The organism is Draconibacterium halophilum (assembly GCF_010448835.1).
In the GTDB taxonomy this organism is placed as follows: domain Bacteria; phylum Bacteroidota; class Bacteroidia; order Bacteroidales; family Prolixibacteraceae; genus Draconibacterium; species Draconibacterium halophilum.
In genome coordinates this window covers 1,069,719-1,085,771 of sequence record NZ_CP048409.1, presented here as the reverse complement: position 1 = coordinate 1,085,771, position 16,053 = coordinate 1,069,719, and the positions used below count along the sequence as shown (strand labels likewise).

16 protein-coding genes are annotated in these 16,053 nt (G+C 37.4%); 9 read left to right on the top strand and 7 right to left on the bottom strand.

Annotated elements, in window-relative coordinates; translation table 11 throughout:
• The first annotated feature begins 185 nt into the window (after window positions 1-185).
• From lysS to G0Q07_RS04365, 4 genes are all read left to right on the top strand, one after another.
• Window positions 186-1,892: a lysine--tRNA ligase gene (gene lysS, locus G0Q07_RS04380; RefSeq protein WP_163344949.1), complete on the top strand. Its 1,707-nt coding sequence runs from the start codon at window positions 186-188 to the stop codon at window positions 1,890-1,892.
• Window positions 1,893-2,504: 612 nt separating this feature from the next.
• Window positions 2,505-2,903, top strand: a complete 399-nt coding sequence (locus G0Q07_RS04375) for a hypothetical protein (RefSeq protein ID WP_163344948.1) — start codon at window positions 2,505-2,507, stop codon at window positions 2,901-2,903.
• A 140-nt stretch (window positions 2,904-3,043) separates the two neighbouring features.
• Window positions 3,044-4,207 (top strand): IS4 family transposase, encoded by a 1,164-nt coding sequence (locus tag G0Q07_RS04370; protein ID WP_163348876.1) that lies wholly within the window; start codon window positions 3,044-3,046, stop codon window positions 4,205-4,207.
• A 188-nt stretch (window positions 4,208-4,395) separates the two neighbouring features.
• Complete coding sequence (locus tag G0Q07_RS04365) at window positions 4,396-4,860, top strand: hypothetical protein (RefSeq protein ID WP_163344947.1); 465 nt, start codon at window positions 4,396-4,398, stop codon at window positions 4,858-4,860.
• A gap of 73 nt (window positions 4,861-4,933) precedes the next feature.
• On the opposite strand, the gene G0Q07_RS04360 is transcribed toward G0Q07_RS04365, so the two are convergent.
• From G0Q07_RS04360 to G0Q07_RS04350, 3 genes are all read right to left on the bottom strand, one after another.
• Window positions 4,934-5,632 carry an energy transducer TonB gene (locus tag G0Q07_RS04360; protein ID WP_163344946.1) on the bottom strand — a complete coding sequence of 233 codons (699 nt, stop codon included), beginning with the start codon at window positions 5,630-5,632 and terminating at the stop codon, window positions 4,934-4,936.
• 499 nt (window positions 5,633-6,131) lie between these two features.
• Window positions 6,132-6,878 (bottom strand): PRC-barrel domain-containing protein, encoded by a 747-nt coding sequence (locus G0Q07_RS04355; RefSeq protein WP_163344945.1) that lies wholly within the window; start codon window positions 6,876-6,878, stop codon window positions 6,132-6,134.
• A 55-nt stretch (window positions 6,879-6,933) separates the two neighbouring features.
• Window positions 6,934-7,281, bottom strand: a complete 348-nt coding sequence (locus G0Q07_RS04350) for a hypothetical protein (RefSeq protein WP_163344944.1) — start codon at window positions 7,279-7,281, stop codon at window positions 6,934-6,936.
• 1,176 nt (window positions 7,282-8,457) lie between these two features.
• Between G0Q07_RS04350 and G0Q07_RS04345 the strand changes: the two genes are divergently transcribed.
• Window positions 8,458-10,233, top strand: a complete 1,776-nt coding sequence (locus G0Q07_RS04345; RefSeq protein ID WP_163344943.1) for a T9SS type A sorting domain-containing protein — start codon at window positions 8,458-8,460, stop codon at window positions 10,231-10,233.
• 124 nt (window positions 10,234-10,357) lie between these two features.
• Here the strand turns inward: G0Q07_RS04345 and tsf are convergent, their stop codons facing one another.
• The 4 genes from tsf to rplM form a co-directional block, all read right to left on the bottom strand.
• Window positions 10,358-11,182: a translation elongation factor Ts gene (tsf, locus tag G0Q07_RS04340; protein ID WP_163344942.1), complete on the bottom strand. Its 825-nt coding sequence runs from the start codon at window positions 11,180-11,182 to the stop codon at window positions 10,358-10,360.
• A gap of 44 nt (window positions 11,183-11,226) precedes the next feature.
• A complete protein-coding gene (rpsB, locus tag G0Q07_RS04335; protein ID WP_163344941.1) occupies window positions 11,227-11,994 on the bottom strand; it encodes a 30S ribosomal protein S2 in 768 nt (255 codons plus the stop codon).
• A gap of 100 nt (window positions 11,995-12,094) precedes the next feature.
• Window positions 12,095-12,481 (bottom strand): 30S ribosomal protein S9, encoded by a 387-nt coding sequence (gene rpsI / locus G0Q07_RS04330; RefSeq protein WP_163344940.1) that lies wholly within the window; start codon window positions 12,479-12,481, stop codon window positions 12,095-12,097.
• Window positions 12,481-12,936, bottom strand: a complete 456-nt coding sequence (gene rplM / locus G0Q07_RS04325) for a 50S ribosomal protein L13 (protein ID WP_163344939.1) — start codon at window positions 12,934-12,936, stop codon at window positions 12,481-12,483. The genes rpsI and rplM overlap by 1 nt, the downstream gene beginning before the upstream one ends.
• Before the next feature lie 394 nt (window positions 12,937-13,330).
• Between rplM and G0Q07_RS04320 the strand changes: the two genes are divergently transcribed.
• The 4 genes from G0Q07_RS04320 to truB are packed head-to-tail and all read left to right on the top strand — an operon-like array spanning window position 13,331 to window position 16,038.
• Window positions 13,331-14,206: a cell division protein FtsX gene (locus G0Q07_RS04320; protein ID WP_163344938.1), complete on the top strand. Its 876-nt coding sequence runs from the start codon at window positions 13,331-13,333 to the stop codon at window positions 14,204-14,206.
• A 30-nt stretch (window positions 14,207-14,236) separates the two neighbouring features.
• The gene (locus tag G0Q07_RS04315; RefSeq protein WP_163344937.1) at window positions 14,237-14,491 is read left to right on the top strand and encodes a DUF3098 domain-containing protein; all 255 of its coding nucleotides are present in this window, start codon (window positions 14,237-14,239) and stop codon (window positions 14,489-14,491) included.
• Between the two features lie 12 nt (window positions 14,492-14,503).
• Window positions 14,504-15,283 carry an undecaprenyl-diphosphate phosphatase gene (locus tag G0Q07_RS04310; protein ID WP_163344936.1) on the top strand — a complete coding sequence of 260 codons (780 nt, stop codon included), beginning with the start codon at window positions 14,504-14,506 and terminating at the stop codon, window positions 15,281-15,283.
• A 41-nt stretch (window positions 15,284-15,324) separates the two neighbouring features.
• The gene (gene truB / locus G0Q07_RS04305; protein ID WP_163344935.1) at window positions 15,325-16,038 is read left to right on the top strand and encodes a tRNA pseudouridine(55) synthase TruB; all 714 of its coding nucleotides are present in this window, start codon (window positions 15,325-15,327) and stop codon (window positions 16,036-16,038) included.
• Window positions 16,039-16,053: the final 15 nt, after the last annotated feature.

Here is a 16,053-nt window from a genome sequence, read left to right as displayed (position 1 = left end):
ATATGGAAATTAAATGATTCACCCCCTACATTATTTTTTATTTGATTCAATGTTACAACACAATTACAACCAATCTGTTTTATTATCTTTGCCCAAATTTTTTTAGAGGGATTCAGCAAACGTTTCCCGGGCAATAAATTGTCATTTAAACAAAAGAATGACAGGAATTTAAAAGTGAAGAAGAAATGAGTCATCAGGAATTAAGCGAACAAGAGATCATCAGACGAAATTCGTTGCAAAGAATGCGCGAGTTGGGTGTTGAACCCTACCCGGCAGCACAGTACCACGTAAATACCAACACCAAAGAAATAAAACAGAACTTCAAGGAAGACGAAAAGAATTTTCAGGATGTAGTGATTGCGGGCCGTTTGATGAGCCGCAGAATTATGGGAAAAGCCGCGTTTGCTGAGATTCAGGACCACGAAGGACGTATTCAGATTTATGTGAACCGCGATGAGATTTGCACCGGTGAAGATAAAATGATGTACAACGAGGTATTCAAAAAATTACTCGACATCGGCGATATCATCGGCGTAAAAGGGCATGCTTTTATTACTCAAATGGGCGAATTAACCATTCATGTTACGGAGTTTACTGTGCTGAATAAATCGTTGCGCCCGCTGCCAATTGTAAAAGAAAAAGACGGCAAAACCTTTGATGCTTTTACTGATCCGGAACAACGTTACCGTCAGCGTTACATCGACCTGATTGTAAATCCAGAAGTGAAAGAGACGTTCAAGAAACGGACGATCATATACAATACCATGCGCCAGATGTTTAACGAGTATGGTTATCACGAGGTGGAAACGCCAATTTTGCAGCCGATTCCGGGAGGAGCAGCTGCGCGTCCGTTTGTTACGCACCACAATGCTTTGAACATGCCGTTGTACATGCGTATTGCCAACGAACTTTACCTAAAACGACTGATTGTTGGTGGTTTTGAAGGCGTTTACGAATTTTCAAAAGACTTCCGTAACGAAGGAATGGACCGCACCCACAACCCGGAGTTTACGGTTATGGAAATTTATGTAGCCTACAAAGACTACAAATGGATGATGAGCTTTACCGAAGAAATTTGTGAGCGCGTGGCATTAGCTCTACACGGAACCACAAAAGTTCAGCTGGGCGATAACATTATCGATTACAAAGCACCTTACCCCCGTGTTACCATGGCCGAAGCGATTATGGAACACACCGGTTACGATATTAATGGCAAGTCGGAAGACGAGCTGCGCGAAATCTGCAATAAGCTCGATATTGAGATCGACGAAACTATGGGTAAAGGCAAGCTGATTGATGAGCTATTTGGCGAAAAATGTGAAGGCAACTACATTCAGCCAACCTTTATTACCGACTACCCAAAAGAAATGTCGCCGCTTACTAAAAAGCACCGCGACAACCCGGATTTAACCGAACGTTTTGAGTTGATGGTAAACGGAAAAGAGCTGGCCAACGCTTACTCGGAGCTGAACGACCCGATCGATCAGCGCGAACGTTTTGAAGACCAGTTGAAATTGTCGGAAAAAGGTGACGACGAAGCGATGTTTATCGACCAGGATTTCCTGCGTGCGCTGGAATATGGTATGCCGCCAACATCGGGAATGGGAATTGGAATGGACCGCTTAACAATGTTTATGACCAACAGCCCGTCGATTCAGGATGTGTTGTTCTTCCCACAAATGAAACCGGAGAAAAAGGCAGTGGAAATGACTGATGACGAGAAAACTGTTTTCGAACTGTTGAAAGCTGAATCACCGGTTGAATTACCTGCACTAAAAGAAAAAGCCGGATTGAGCAACAAAAAATGGGACAAAGCCATTAAAGGCCTTACCAAGAAAAATGTTGCAAAGGTTGAAAATACGGATGATGGGTTGATGGTGACTGCGTTATAAGAAACAAGTCAAAAGGAAAAAGTTGAGTCCGTTAAAACGGACGAAATCCCGATCGAAGCATCGGGGTTAAAAATACAGAAGCCTCTTCGATTTTCGGAGGGGCTTTTTTGTGCAAAAGAATTTGGTATTTCATCCTGAGTGTCACTTATTTGGAAATATCCTTTCTTTTTAGCTGTCCCATTTTTACTAATTAAACCCATATTTTCCAATTCTGAAAAAAAGGCAGAAGAAATAAAACTACCCATATCGCACTCACACACTGAAACTTACAAAGTATGGCATTATGTTTGATTAACATATTTCGACTATGGATAATTTTATAATTTTTTGAAATTATGAACCTTAACTCGAAATGAGTTGCACGATAACCGTGTTATCAATGAAATTTTGCGACATTAAGATAAAAAATAAGGGTTTTTTCTTGAACGTCGTTGTTCAAATCTGACATTTGTTTACGGAAGTAAACACGATCCCTCAGCGAACCAATTAATTTGTGATAAAACCAGTATCATTTTGGGCTGATGTATACTCTCATTCTGCTTTAATGCAGATATCAAACAATATTTATTAAAAACCTATAAACTTATTTTTTAAACCTTTAAATTAATTATTATGAAAAATTTCAAAATTTTATTATTTAGTTTTTTGTTGGTGGCTTTTATTGCGCCTAATGTTTCTAATGCTCAAGCATCTCGTGAAGCTGAAATTCAGTTTTGCAATATTGAAGTTGAAGGAGATAGAGTATTATTTGTCGATGCGTACGTTTTAGTTTCAGCAAGTGGCAATGTACAATTAAAGGCAACATTTGACCTAGGAAATCCCAAGGAAGACATTGATCTCTCAGATTTTTGGCCAACAAAAGGAAAGCAAAAAATTACCTTAAACAGAGTTGCAGTACAATTCAAACTTGATGGAAAAATTTATCATTTTGTATCAGAAGAAAAGGCAAGAGCAATTGTAGATTCAGATGGCTATGCATCAGTTGTGATGAATTGGCAAGAATCTGATTAAAATTAAAAATTATTCATTTATCATTAGTGTCCACTAAAAATTAAACAACGTTCTTTGAAACAATTGTAAATCTATACTTTACGCGGCTTTTTTGAGCGTGACGATTTGAATCAGTTAAGTTCGTGGATTTTAATTATCACATGAACACCGGAAAATACGTTTTCGCTCAACTAATAGGTTTTTTACCACAAAGGGTATTCGATAAATTTGTTACCAACTATTCCGGCAACAAGTATGTAAGGCACTTTACCTGCTGGAACCAGTTGCTTTGTATGATTTTCGGTCAACTGACCAATCGTGATAGTTTGCGCGATTTGATAGTTATTATTCATGCTCACCGAAGCAAAGCTTATCATCTTGGTTTTGGGAAATCAGTAACAAGAAGCAACCTGGCCAAAGCTAACGAAAAGCGCAATTACAGAATCTTTGAAGATTTTGCTTATTACATGATTGACTTGGCCAGAAAAAAGCTTGCTAACGATGATTTTGAAATAAAAGGAAAAATTTATGCTTTCGATTCTTCAACCATCGATTTGTGTTTAAGCGTTTTCTGGTGGGCGAGTTTTCGTAAAACAAAAGGAGGTATAAAGCTCCACACGCTTTACGATATTACCACGCAAATACCAGCATTTATACACATTACGGCAGCTTCGGTTCACGATGTCAATGTAATGGATGTTATTCCATACGAAACAGGAGCATATTACATTTTCGACCGTGGGTATGTTGACTTTGAACGCCTTTATCGGATAACAACACTTTCTGCATTTTTTGTAGTAAGGGCAAAAGCAAACCTGAAGTTTAACAGGATGTATTCGAATAAAGTCGATAGACAATCAGGTCTGATTTGCGATCAGATTGGAAAATTGTCTGGTTTCTATGTCTCAAAAGATTATCCTGATAAATTACGGAGAATCAAATTCTTTGATGCTGAAAGTAACCGCTACTTCGTTTACTTGACAAACAACATGGAATTGACAGCCGAAGAGATTGTGCTCCTATACAAAAACAGATGGCAGGTTGAATTATTCTTTAAATGGATAAAACAACACCTGAAGATTAAAGCATTCTGGGGTACGTCAGAAAACGCAGTCAGGATACAAATTCATTCAGCGATTATAGCTTACTGTTTAGTTGCCATTGTAGGTAAAGAGTTAAAAATTGAACGCTCAACCTACGAAATATTACAGATTTTAGGAATATCCCTACTGGATAAAACGCCTATAAATGAGCTTCTTACAAATATAGATTACAAAAATGTCAAAGAACTAAATTATAAACAGCTGTCCCTCAATCTATTTTAAGTGGACAGCAATGATTTATATTATTTGATTAAGCTCACTGTATTTGCAGGGGGCTTTTTTTAAATATAAAACTCCTAACTCCATTTACTAAGATGCTCTAAACCATATTCATTTCTTTTGAAAGATTTCCTGTTTCGCGTAATTTTAATCAGACAAAATCTTTTTAACCGCTTTTGTGTTATTAGAGTATGGAACAGCAGGATTTCAACAAAGACTTTCACCTGAAATTAAATGCCGAGTTTGAACGAATCGACAAGTTCCTGGAGAAATTTCAGCAACACTTTATCCGCGAACAATGGCTTATGGCAAACGAGCACGTGGTTTCTGATCTGTCGAAGGAAGGACTAGAAGATCAGCTTAAAAACTATGCCAACCATATGTTTAGTTGTGCCGATTCGGTTGCGGACAAGGATCAAAATTACAACGAAATAAGATTAACACTGGAGCTGGAAGCCATGACCCGGGCGATGGAGAAATATCCGTCGTTTTTTCGGGAATCTGAATTTGCCCGGCAAACACACCAAAAAGCAAAAGAACTTTTAATTCATTTCTTCCCTGAACTGATCGAACTGTCGGCCAATGGATTTCGCTTGTTGGAGAAGTACTGTTTACTCTATAACTACGAGTTTATCTCTTCTCTCAAAGAACAATAAAACACAGCTTAGACCCAAATAAAAAACACCGACCAAAATTTTGGCCGGTGTTTCTTTTATTTTAACCGTTTTTCTATGGTTTATACGGATGATTTTCAAGTTCGAATGTAATTGGAATTATTGCCAACGAAGCCACTTCTACTCCTTCAACCGTTGCAGGTTCCCAATCACCCGAGGTTTCGCGCACTGCGGCAATTGCTTGTTCCTCGAGATCGTCAAGGTAACCGTCAGCAGAAGTTTCGATGTTGGTAGCTGTAGTTGCAAATGGTATTGTACCATTATCATCCACAAGTACTTTTACAAATATGGTTCCTTCAATACCCCAGTCTTTTGCACCTTTCGAATATTCCAGGTGGCTCATCAATTCATCATTTAAAGCATCTTCACCATGTTCGTAACGTGCTTGCTTTTCAAGTTCGTAAAACACGCCAACACGTTCATCGGTTTGTTTTACCATATTATGATGGCTGTTTAAATCGAACAACACGACTTCCATTCTTTTTCTGTCGATTTTATCATCTATTCCTGAAACAACCACATCTTGTACTTCTCCGTTTTCAATACTGTATTTAAATGTAAAAGCCGGATACTTGTCAATAATCGCTTTCAACTGGTCGGCATATTCCATGTGGTGATGCTCCATGGAGTTCTCTGTGTAAACCGTTTTCACATGGTTTTCCTGAGCTTTTAATGGCAAGGCTGCCGCGGCTATCAAGAATCCCAGTGTTATTAAAATTGTTTTAAAATAAAATTGTTTTCTAAATCGTTTCATACCTTAAATTTCTCCTTTTCTATTAAATGTGTTAAGAAAGTTGACTGAAACAAGTGTGCGTTTCCGAAATCTTTAAAACTGATATCGGCCGCTCAACTACCTATTTCAGGTTTTACTGTTATAATTGAAAATACTATGCCACAACTTGTTTCTATTTTAGTATTTCCCTGGTTTCAGGCAGTTACAACTATACTTTTCGACTTTAAATCATTTTGGAAACCAGGCGTTTTGAAATTAACGTTCAACTTTCTATTCAACTGGTCGTGTGCTATTTAGAACGATTCCAAACAAATCACGTGGTAGCGAATTTCAACGATTCTCCTGAATAACCTTCTATTTAACCCAAAAATTTAATTTATGCTGCGGCTAGTTATCAATTATAAAATAGGTGTGAAATAATTCTACATTAATTCATTGATTTTACACACTTTACAAGATTTGAATAAAAAAACCGAAGACCAACTGTCTTCGGTTATGCACTATTCTATTTCAATTCGTTCTATTTTTTTCTGCCGTGATAATCGTACAGCACTTTCTCTATCTCTGCATTTACGGCTTCATCCGGATTGTATTCCGGCGAATTTTTAATCGCTTCTTTTGTCATATCAACATGAGCTTCACGATCTGTGAAACTTATTTTATCGATCTTTTCAATCGGAAGAATCACTTTTTTACTCCATGGGAATAAATTATTGGTGTCTACCACAAAATACAGAATTTGCCAATCTGTGTCATCTATAATCATATCGGAAATATGCCCAAATTGGTCGTCAATGGCATTAATTCCATACCCTCTAATTTCGTTAAAACTTCGCAAACTGGTGTCTATATCCTCTTCTTTAATCACTTGCCGTGGAGCTCTAAATGCCACTCCCGGATAAAAGACCACCTCATTTCCGGTAAAAGCAGCGGAGTCAACCATCCAGTATGGATACTTTATTCCATAGTGGCTAGCCAATTTTTTCTCATATACTCGCGAAACGGGCATGTCAAAACTCAGATTAGGAGAACGTTTAATATTGTCAATACTTAACTCAATTTCAAAATCCTTTTCCTCCCCATCAGGTTCACCCAATAAACTATGGGGTATCAGTACCCTGTTCTCTTTAAAAAAGTTTCCTAAATCTGCCTCCAGGTAACGAATTATCCAACTTTTTTCGTCGAACAAAAAATCATTTACTTTTCCTTTTTCCCCATCTTTTGCTTTAATTGAATATCCCAATAATTCCCTAATGCTAAGTTTCATAATACTAATTTTATATTTTTAGATGTACCATCGCCCGTTAGTTTTCAGAACTGTTTTATCGTGTATTTCCGGGATTGTTAAAATCAATGTGGTGATCTTTCCTGCTTATCCTTTCACTACTGATGAATCCACCAGATTTCTGATAAGCCTCGTTAAACGACCTAATTGAGTCGAAAATACTGCTTTCGAGCTCACTCAGTTTTTCCGAGTCGCCTGGTTCCAGCGAATCGATGGCATTATAAAGAAGAATAATCTCATCTCTTCTTCTTTCCAAGTCATTAATTAACATTAAAAGTTCCTGATTATCCGGTTCTTTCTTCGACTGATCTTTCAATTTTAGAATCTGACCATTCATTTCACTTTTGTGCTTATTAATCTGAATTTTTATTTCTTCTGTTCTCATAACTCTTTAATTTTGTAATTAATATCTCATCTAAACATGTGCCATAGTTAAAACCCCACTCAGAAAGAAAATACATCATACTGACATAATGACTGTTAGAACATTGCTGGATTTTAATAAATAGAAAATGAATGCAATTTTTTGTGGAAAAAAAGTCACATTAACTGTGGAAAAGAGTTACAGTTTGACCTTGAATATTTGGAGAAAACCAATTTAGGATGCGTGATTTGGAGCGAAATAATAAGGTGAAGTCCTATTTTAAAATCGAGTTTTGTTTTTCTGAAAAGGAGCAGCAATCCATATTACGAAGTTTGACAAACCTCATTACTCCACAATAGATAATTTAACGATTAACTGCTTAACAGAAAATCAATGATTCTGTTTAACATCCTGGTAACTTCTATACATCATTACAGATATTGCCATCAGAAATAATACGCCATAAATAAGTACTGCCATCACTCATTGTTTTTAAATTGCAATTGAAGTTACGCTTTAAATGAATAGCTGTTTCTCTTTAAATGTGATAGTTATCAAATTTCCATTGTTAATATGTAGGAGGAATTTAAAAGTTTAGAAGTACAAAAACGTAGAATTTTTCCAGCATCTCCAAGCAAAAATAACAAGGTGGTGTGGGCGAAATTACACAATAAAAAAAGCAGTTAAACAAGCACAAAATTTCCCTGTTATGGCATTTACAACCATTCATTAATTGGTATTTTCCGGTTGCAGCACCATACCAAAATACAACTAGCTATGTTTTAAATCGCGATAGCACAAAATTAGTTCTGCAATAATTAGGGCTATCATCACGATTGCATATAAAAATACTACCATAACAACAGCTATTTAACTTGTTTAATAATTGGGTGGCCAATAAATACATTATATCATTGTCAGCACACCCATCTAATCCCAACTCTTCTTTCATATTATTACGTTTATGTCAAGCCACTTTCTTATACGGGAAACAAGGGCAAAAGGATTACCTTTTCGTCTTTTTCGGAATATTATAATAGGACGTATTTAATTATTTTTTAAAGTCAATTAAAAGAAACTCATCTGCACAGAGGTATTTGGTACTTTGTTTTTACGCCGGTAATCTGTAACTTGACTTGTCTTTTCCCTTACTTACAATATGCGATAATTAAGTTGGCAAAATTTAAAATTTTACTTATGAAAAAATTTTACACAAACTCAAAATTATTGCTGTTACTAACCGCGCTGCTCACGTCATTCGCTGCAACAAGTCAGGAATCGCTTGAGATCATAGGCGGAGACCTAACACTAAACCCCGACACCATGTACGCTGTTTCGGCTGTTTATACCGACAGCACCGGAACTCCAATTGACGATGCCAAAATTAAATGGAACACCGAGCCCGGCTACCTTGGGAAAGTTGACAAAAATGGGTATTTAATTACAAACCATTCAGGCGAAGGTTTCCTGATTGCCAAGTACAAGGAGCTGCGCGATTCGGTTCTATTGAAAGTAAATGGCCCCGTTAAAGACGATGATGATGAAGACGATGAGAATGAAATGGAGGATGTATATCCGAAGATTAAAATTGTTCCTGACCATATAAAAGTGGAAGTGAGCGATTCGGTAGAACTTCGTGCCTTTTATATCGATTCTACAGGAACAAAAATTGACACTTCGTTTGTATGGTCGATTGAGCCCGAAGAATTGGGTCTGTTCCCCGATCCGGAGGCAAGTATGTTTTACACTGGCAACACTACCGGAAAGGGAATTGTAATTGCTATGCTGGGCGACTTGGCCGACACGGCAAAAGTTACCATTTATGAAAGCAAGGCCAAAAAAGAGAAAAAAGAAAAGCATGAACAAGTTAAAAACAACAGGGGCAAACAGCTAATGATTGAACCGGGAGACATGGTAGTATACACCGAACATGAGGCAATTCAATACGCTGCTGATTATAAAACAAACGGAACGAAACACCAGGATGCTGTATTCTTGTGGAGCGTTTCGGATACTAGTGTTGCTGCAATTTCAAACGAAGGTTTACTTACCCTGAGTGGCGAAACAGGAATGACACTGGTGCATGCAGAATACAGCAATTTTAAAGCTTCAGTTGAATTGTTAGTTGTTGACTCAACAGTTGATATGGAAGTAAATACCATCTCCATGCGCAGGGTATTGCCCGATGGACAAGAACTAAAAGCTAAAACCTTTAAAGAAGGAGAAAGTTATAAAATCGGTGGTCTGCCCTATCCCTTAAATATACTTAATGCTGGCATGCTTCATTTTCCTTTCGGATGCATTGATGAAGACATTGAGATTTTCATGTTTATTCCTGAAGAATATGCAGAGGTTAGCGATAGCAGTACACAAGTAACTTTTACTGATGAGGTAATTACCGGTGTAAAATTTAGCGTTAAACCGGTTGCATCGGATACTATTGTAGAACCTTATTTCTTTAATGTACCTGTTAATTTAAGCCTGGTATTTAAACATGACTTGCTCGATTCGTTGGGCGTTACACCTGAAGAACTGGATGTATTTTTCGCAGAAAACACAGGTTTTGAAGAGATTGACGAGCACGTAGCTGTCGATACTGTAAGAAATAAAATCTATGCTAATATTATTCACTTCAGCACTATTGTTGTAAAACAAGGTAACGCCGTCACATCTGTTGAAGATATTGTACCTATCCCTGAAGCTGATTTAACGATCTATCCTAATCCATTTAGTTCATCTGCCACAATTCAGTTTATGATTAGCGATGCTTCAGATATACAAATTGAGATCTACAACCTGTTTGGACAACGTGTTCAGCTTCTATCTGAACGCAAGTATAACAAAGGTGTTCATCGTATAAAATGGTCAGGCGATGACATGAATGGCGCACCAGCGACCTCAGGAGTTTATCTGTGTCGTTTTATAAAAGATGGCAAAGTTAGCCAGGTTAAGAAAATGGTATTGAAACGATAAGCTTTCCTCAACATAAAAATTTGAGCCTTTTGCAGATAGTAATTCTGAAAAGGCTCTTTTTTTGTTTATAAAAAAAGCCATCCGAAAAATCGAATGGCTTTTAAATATATTTTTTTGCTATCTATTAAGCGTTCAAAGTATAGCGATCGAATGCAGTTATAGTTAAATCTGCATCAGCTTGCTTTAAGTAATCTTTTACAGGCATTTTCCCGTCTTTAACGAAAGCCTGGTTTAAAAGTGTTACATCTTTATACCACTTGTTCAATGAACCTTGTGCAATTTTTTCAAGCATTGCTTCTGGTTTACCTTCTTTGCGGTATTTTTCTTTTGCAAACTCTAATTCTTTATCAATTTCAGCTTGTGGAATTGAATCTTCGTCGATAGCAACCGGAGCCATAGCGGCAACCTGCATTGCAATATCTTTGCCTACCTGCGTATCAACAGTTTTGTTGAAAGCAACAAGAGTTGACAATTTGTTACCAGGATGAATGTAAGGAACTACAGCTTCGTCAGCTAAACATTTGTAGTACGAAAGGTCAAGTTTCTCACCAGTTACACCGGTTTGTTCGGTAACTTGTGCTTCAATGGTAGATCCATCAAGCTCAATTGCTTTTAATGCTTCCAAACTGTCAACTTTTGTCTCAAGAGCTTTTGCAAGAATTTTCTCAGCAAATGCTACAAAGCTTTCGTTTTTAGCAACAAAGTCAGTTTCGCAATTCAATACAACGATTGCACCGAATTTACCGTCTTCTGTTGCCTTTGCAATAGCTACACCTTCAGCAGCATCTCTGTCTGCACGTTTGTTAGCAATTAATTTACCTTTTTCGCGGATGATTTCCAGTGCCTTGTCGAAGTCACCTTCGGCGTCTTTCAGGGCATTTTTGCAATCCATCATCCCTGCGCCCGATACTTTACGCAATTTTACTACGTCTGCGGTTGTAAAAGACATAATTAAATTTCTTATAAATGGTTTATATTATACTTAACCTTTATTTACTCCTTAGAAGTTTTTTCTGCTTTTGCTTCTTTCTTCTTAGACGCTTCGGCAGTTACCTCTTCTTTATCTTTCTCGATTTTGCGCTCGTTTAAACCGGCCTTTACAGCGTCGCACATCTCACCAACAATAATTCGGATTGATTGAGAAGCGTCGTCGTTAGCAGGAATTACAAAGTCGATATCATTAGGATTCGAGTTGGTATCAACGATAGCAAATACTGGAATACCTAATTTATTTGCTTCACGAACAGCAATTTTTTCTTTCAATACGTCAACAACAAATAATGCAGCTGGCAAACGGGTAAGGTCTGAGATTGAACCCAATACTTTATCCAGTTTAGCACGCTGACGTGTAATTTGTAATTTTTCGCGTTTTGAAAGGTTATCCCAACTGGTGTCCTTCATCATTTTATCGATGGAGATCATTTTTTTCACCGCTTTACGGATTGTTGGGAAGTTGGTAAGCATACCACCTGGCCAGCGCTCAGTAACATAAGGCATTCCTACCTCTTTTACTTGCTCGGCAACCAGTTCTTTGGCTTGCTTTTTAGTGGCAACGAATAATACTTTACGACCTGATTTTGCAATTTGTTTGATAGCTGCAGCAGCTTCATCAATTTTTACAACTGTTTTTTGCAGATCGATAATGTGGATACCGTTTTTCTCCATGAAGATATAAGGCTCCATCTTTGGGTTCCACTTTCGTTTCAGGTGTCCAAAGTGTGCACCTGCTTCCAATAATTCTTGAAAATTTGTTTTTGGCATCTTTTTACTTTTTCTATGCTCTAAAAGCAACCACTGAGTAGTTCGCCATCCGACGAAATCACAGCCGTTTTAGATCCATATAATTGATAAATAAATAATCTTAACGTTTTGAGAACTGGAAACGTTTTCTTGCTTTTGGTTGCCCAGGTTTTTTACGTTCCACTTCGCGTGGATCTCTGGTAACAAATCCTGCAGCTTTTAGCTGTGCTCTTGACTCAGGATCAATTTCCATTAACGCACGAGTAAGTGCCAAGCGAAAAGCTTCTGCTTGTCCTTTTGGGCCGCCACCATCGAGGTTGGCTTTTACATCATATTTTTCTACAATCTCTAAAAGATTTAGTGGTTGCATAGCGATGTATTGCAATGTTTCTGCAGGGAAGTATTCTTTCAATTCCCTTTTATTGATGGTAATATTTCCTTTACCTTCGCTTACGTAAATACGAGCAACAGCTGATTTTCTACGTCCGATTGTGTTTATTACTTCCATTATTTAATCGTATTTAAATCAACAACTTTTGGTTTTTGAGCCTCATATTTGTGCTCTGCGCCAATAACAACATGTAAATTTCTGAATAAGTCGCTACCTAATTTGTTTTTAGGAAGCATACCTTTTACAGCTTTCTCTACCAAACGCTCAGGATATTTAGCTAAAATATCGCGTGGAGTCTGAGTTCGTTGTCCTCCAGGGTATCCAGTGTGACGTACATAAACTTTGTCCGTCATTTTTTTACCACTCAAAACAACTTTTTCAGCATTGATAACAATTACATTATCGCCACAATCAACGTGAGGTGTGAAATTTGGCTTGTATTTACCTCTTAACATTTTGGCAACTACACTTGCCAAACGTCCCAATACCATGTTTTCAGCATCAACAACAAGCCACTCTTTATTCGTGGTAGTTTTGTTTGCCGAAACTGTTTTATAACTAAGTGTGTCCACTTCTTTAATTTTTTATTGTTTAAAACATCTAGATTTTACTTTTTGTCGCATTTTTTGTCTCAACGGAATTTTTCAACAAACTGCTTTACGCAAAGAAAATCAACTATTTACACTCCTTATTTCTAAGGATAATAATCGGGACTGCAAAAGTATTCTCTTTTTTCGTATTTCCAAAGAAATAACAGCCAAAAATTCAATTAGTTAAATGATTTTATTGCCAAATTGTAATCCTTTCACAAAAACAGCTAAGATCCTCTATTTCGCGGAGTATCTAAAACAATTCAACCAGATGAATTTAATGTTAATACCCCGATGCAAAAAAAGTAGGCAAAGGGAATTTATTGTCGCTCACAAATTTATATACATTTGTAAGGAGCAGAAATTTGATAGATGTATGAGCAAAAAACCTAAAAAGTTTAAAAAGCGTTTTTTCAATTCGTGGGTTACTTCGTTAACCAGCATTACGCTTGTGCTAATCTTGCTGGGTATGCTAAGTTTTGTTCTCATAAACAGTAAAAAACTATCGGATTATGTGCGCGAAAAAATCGGCTTCACACTGGTATTGGCCGACGACTTGCGCGAAACTGAAATTATTCGTCTCCAGAAAATTTTAAGTGCCGGCGACTTTGTAAAATCGGTTAACTACATCGATAAAGAATTGGCAGCACAGGAACTGACAAAGGAACTGGGCGAAGATTTCCAGGGATTTCTGGGCTACAACCCGCTGTTTGCCTCGCTCGATATAAAACTAAATGCCGCTTACACACAAAGCGACAGTCTTCGGGTTTTGGAACAGAAATTTTTGGCGTATCCACAAGTTACAGAAGTATATTACCAAAAAAACCTGGTTACCCTTATTAACGAAAATGTACGAAAGATTAGCCTGGCTCTGCTGATACTGAGCGGACTGCTTACCTTTATTTTCTTCGGATTAATTAACAACACCATTCGTTTATTAATTTATTCGCAACGATTTACCATAAATACAATGCAAATGGTTGGTGCCAGCAAAAGCTTTATTCGCAAACCATTTTTAATTAAAAGTTTAGTATTGGGAGCATTAGGAGGAATTCTTGCCAGCACTATTCTTATTGGCAGTATTTACACATACAAAAAAGAACTTTACGGCCTAATAAACTTTGCCGACCTGCAAACAATCCTGCTCATTGTTGGAATCGTATTTTTACTGGGCTTTTCCATTTCATTTCTATCAACATGGCTGGCATTAGGCAAATTCCTTCGAATGAAATTTGATGAATTATTTTATTAATTATCTTTACACCACCAATTTCACAAAATAATGGCTAAAAAAAGTAAAGACGTAAAAGAATCAGCAGGCTTTGCATTGGGCAAAGAAAACTATAAACTAATGGCAATCGGTTTTGCCGTAATCGTTGTTGGATTTATATTAATGGCCGGCGGCGGAAGTGACGATCCGAATGTTTTTAGCGAAGATATTTTTAGTTTTCGCCGAATTACGCTGGCTCCCATCCTGTTACTGCTAGGATTTGTGTTCGAGATTTATGCCATTATGAAAAAACCAAAAGACGATTAAGCCCATTTTTTCATGACAGAACTCCAGGCATTACTCCTCGGCATCATCCAGGGACTTACTGAGTTTCTTCCCGTCAGTTCAAGCGGACACCTGGAAATAGGTCACACACTATTGGGAATAAAAGATGAAAACAGTCTGCTTTTTGTTTTAACCGTTCATGTTGCAACAGTTTTGAGTACCATTCTTGTATTCAGAAAAGACATTTTGGTTTTATGTAAAGATCTTTTTGCATTTCAATGGAACGATTCCACCAAATATATCAGCAAACTTCTATTCTCGTCAATTCCCATAGTAATTGTTGGATTTCTGTTTCGCGATGAGCTGGAATCTCTTTTTACCGGCAATCTATATTTTGTTGGCTGCATGCTTCTTCTTACGGCTTGCCTACTTACACTCACTCAATTTGTTAAAAAAAGTGATGGAAAGATCACTTTTGGGAAAGCACTGCTAATTGGAATTGCCCAAACACTTGCCGTACTGCCCGGAATTTCGCGCAGTGGAGCAACAATCGCAACCGGACTACTCTTAAAAGGCAAAAAGGAAGATGTGGCCCGTTTTTCATTTCTAATGGTTTTAATACCTATTTTGGGAGCTGCTTTTATTGATATCGTAACAGGCGAACTAAAATCAACCAAAGTAGAATTAATGCCTTTGCTTATTGGGTTTGTAAGTGCTTTTATTTCAGGATGGCTGGCCTGCTCGTGGATGATTAAGATAGTAAAACGTGGCAAATTAATTTATTTTGCAATTTATTGCGCTCTTATTGGGCTAATTGCTATCTTTGCAGCCTGATTTTTCAAAACAGGCTTAAAATACTGGAAGATAGATTCTTAATGCCCGATTTCAAAAAAACATATGATTTCCCTGGTGGGGAAATTTTACTTTTCGATAAAGAATTGGAATGGACATCGTTTGATGTTGTTAACAAAGTGAGGTACATTTTATGTCGGAAACTGGGCATAAAAAAGCTGAAAGTTGGTCATGCGGGAACGCTTGATCCACTGGCAACAGGGCTGGTAATTTTGTGTACAGGCAAAGCTACCAAGCAAATAGAGCAGTTACAACTGGGCGAAAAGGAATACATTGCTACGCTAAAAACAGGAGCAACTACTCCGTCTTTCGATTTAGAAACCGAAGAAGATAGCCAATTCGATTTTTCGCATGTAACACGCGAAAGTTTTGAAAAGGTACTGCCGCAGTTTATTGGAGAAATAGAGCAGGTTCCACCGGTATTTTCAGCAGTAAAAGTAAAAGGAAAACGCGCATTCGATTATGCCCGAAATGGAGAAGAGGTAAAACTTAAAGCAAAAAAAATTGTTATAAGAAGCATCGAAATTGAATCGTTTGATCTTCCGGAGGTAAAACTAAAGATTGTTTGTGGAAAAGGCACTTACATCCGATCGTTGGCCCGCGACATTGGCGAGGCTTTAAAATGTGGAGCCTACTTAACCGGTTTACAAAGAACAAGAATTGGCGATTACAAAATAGAAGAAGCGTTTAAGGTGAATTATTTTCTGGAAAACTTAAATTTAGATGAAACCAATTGAAAATTTCACCGTATA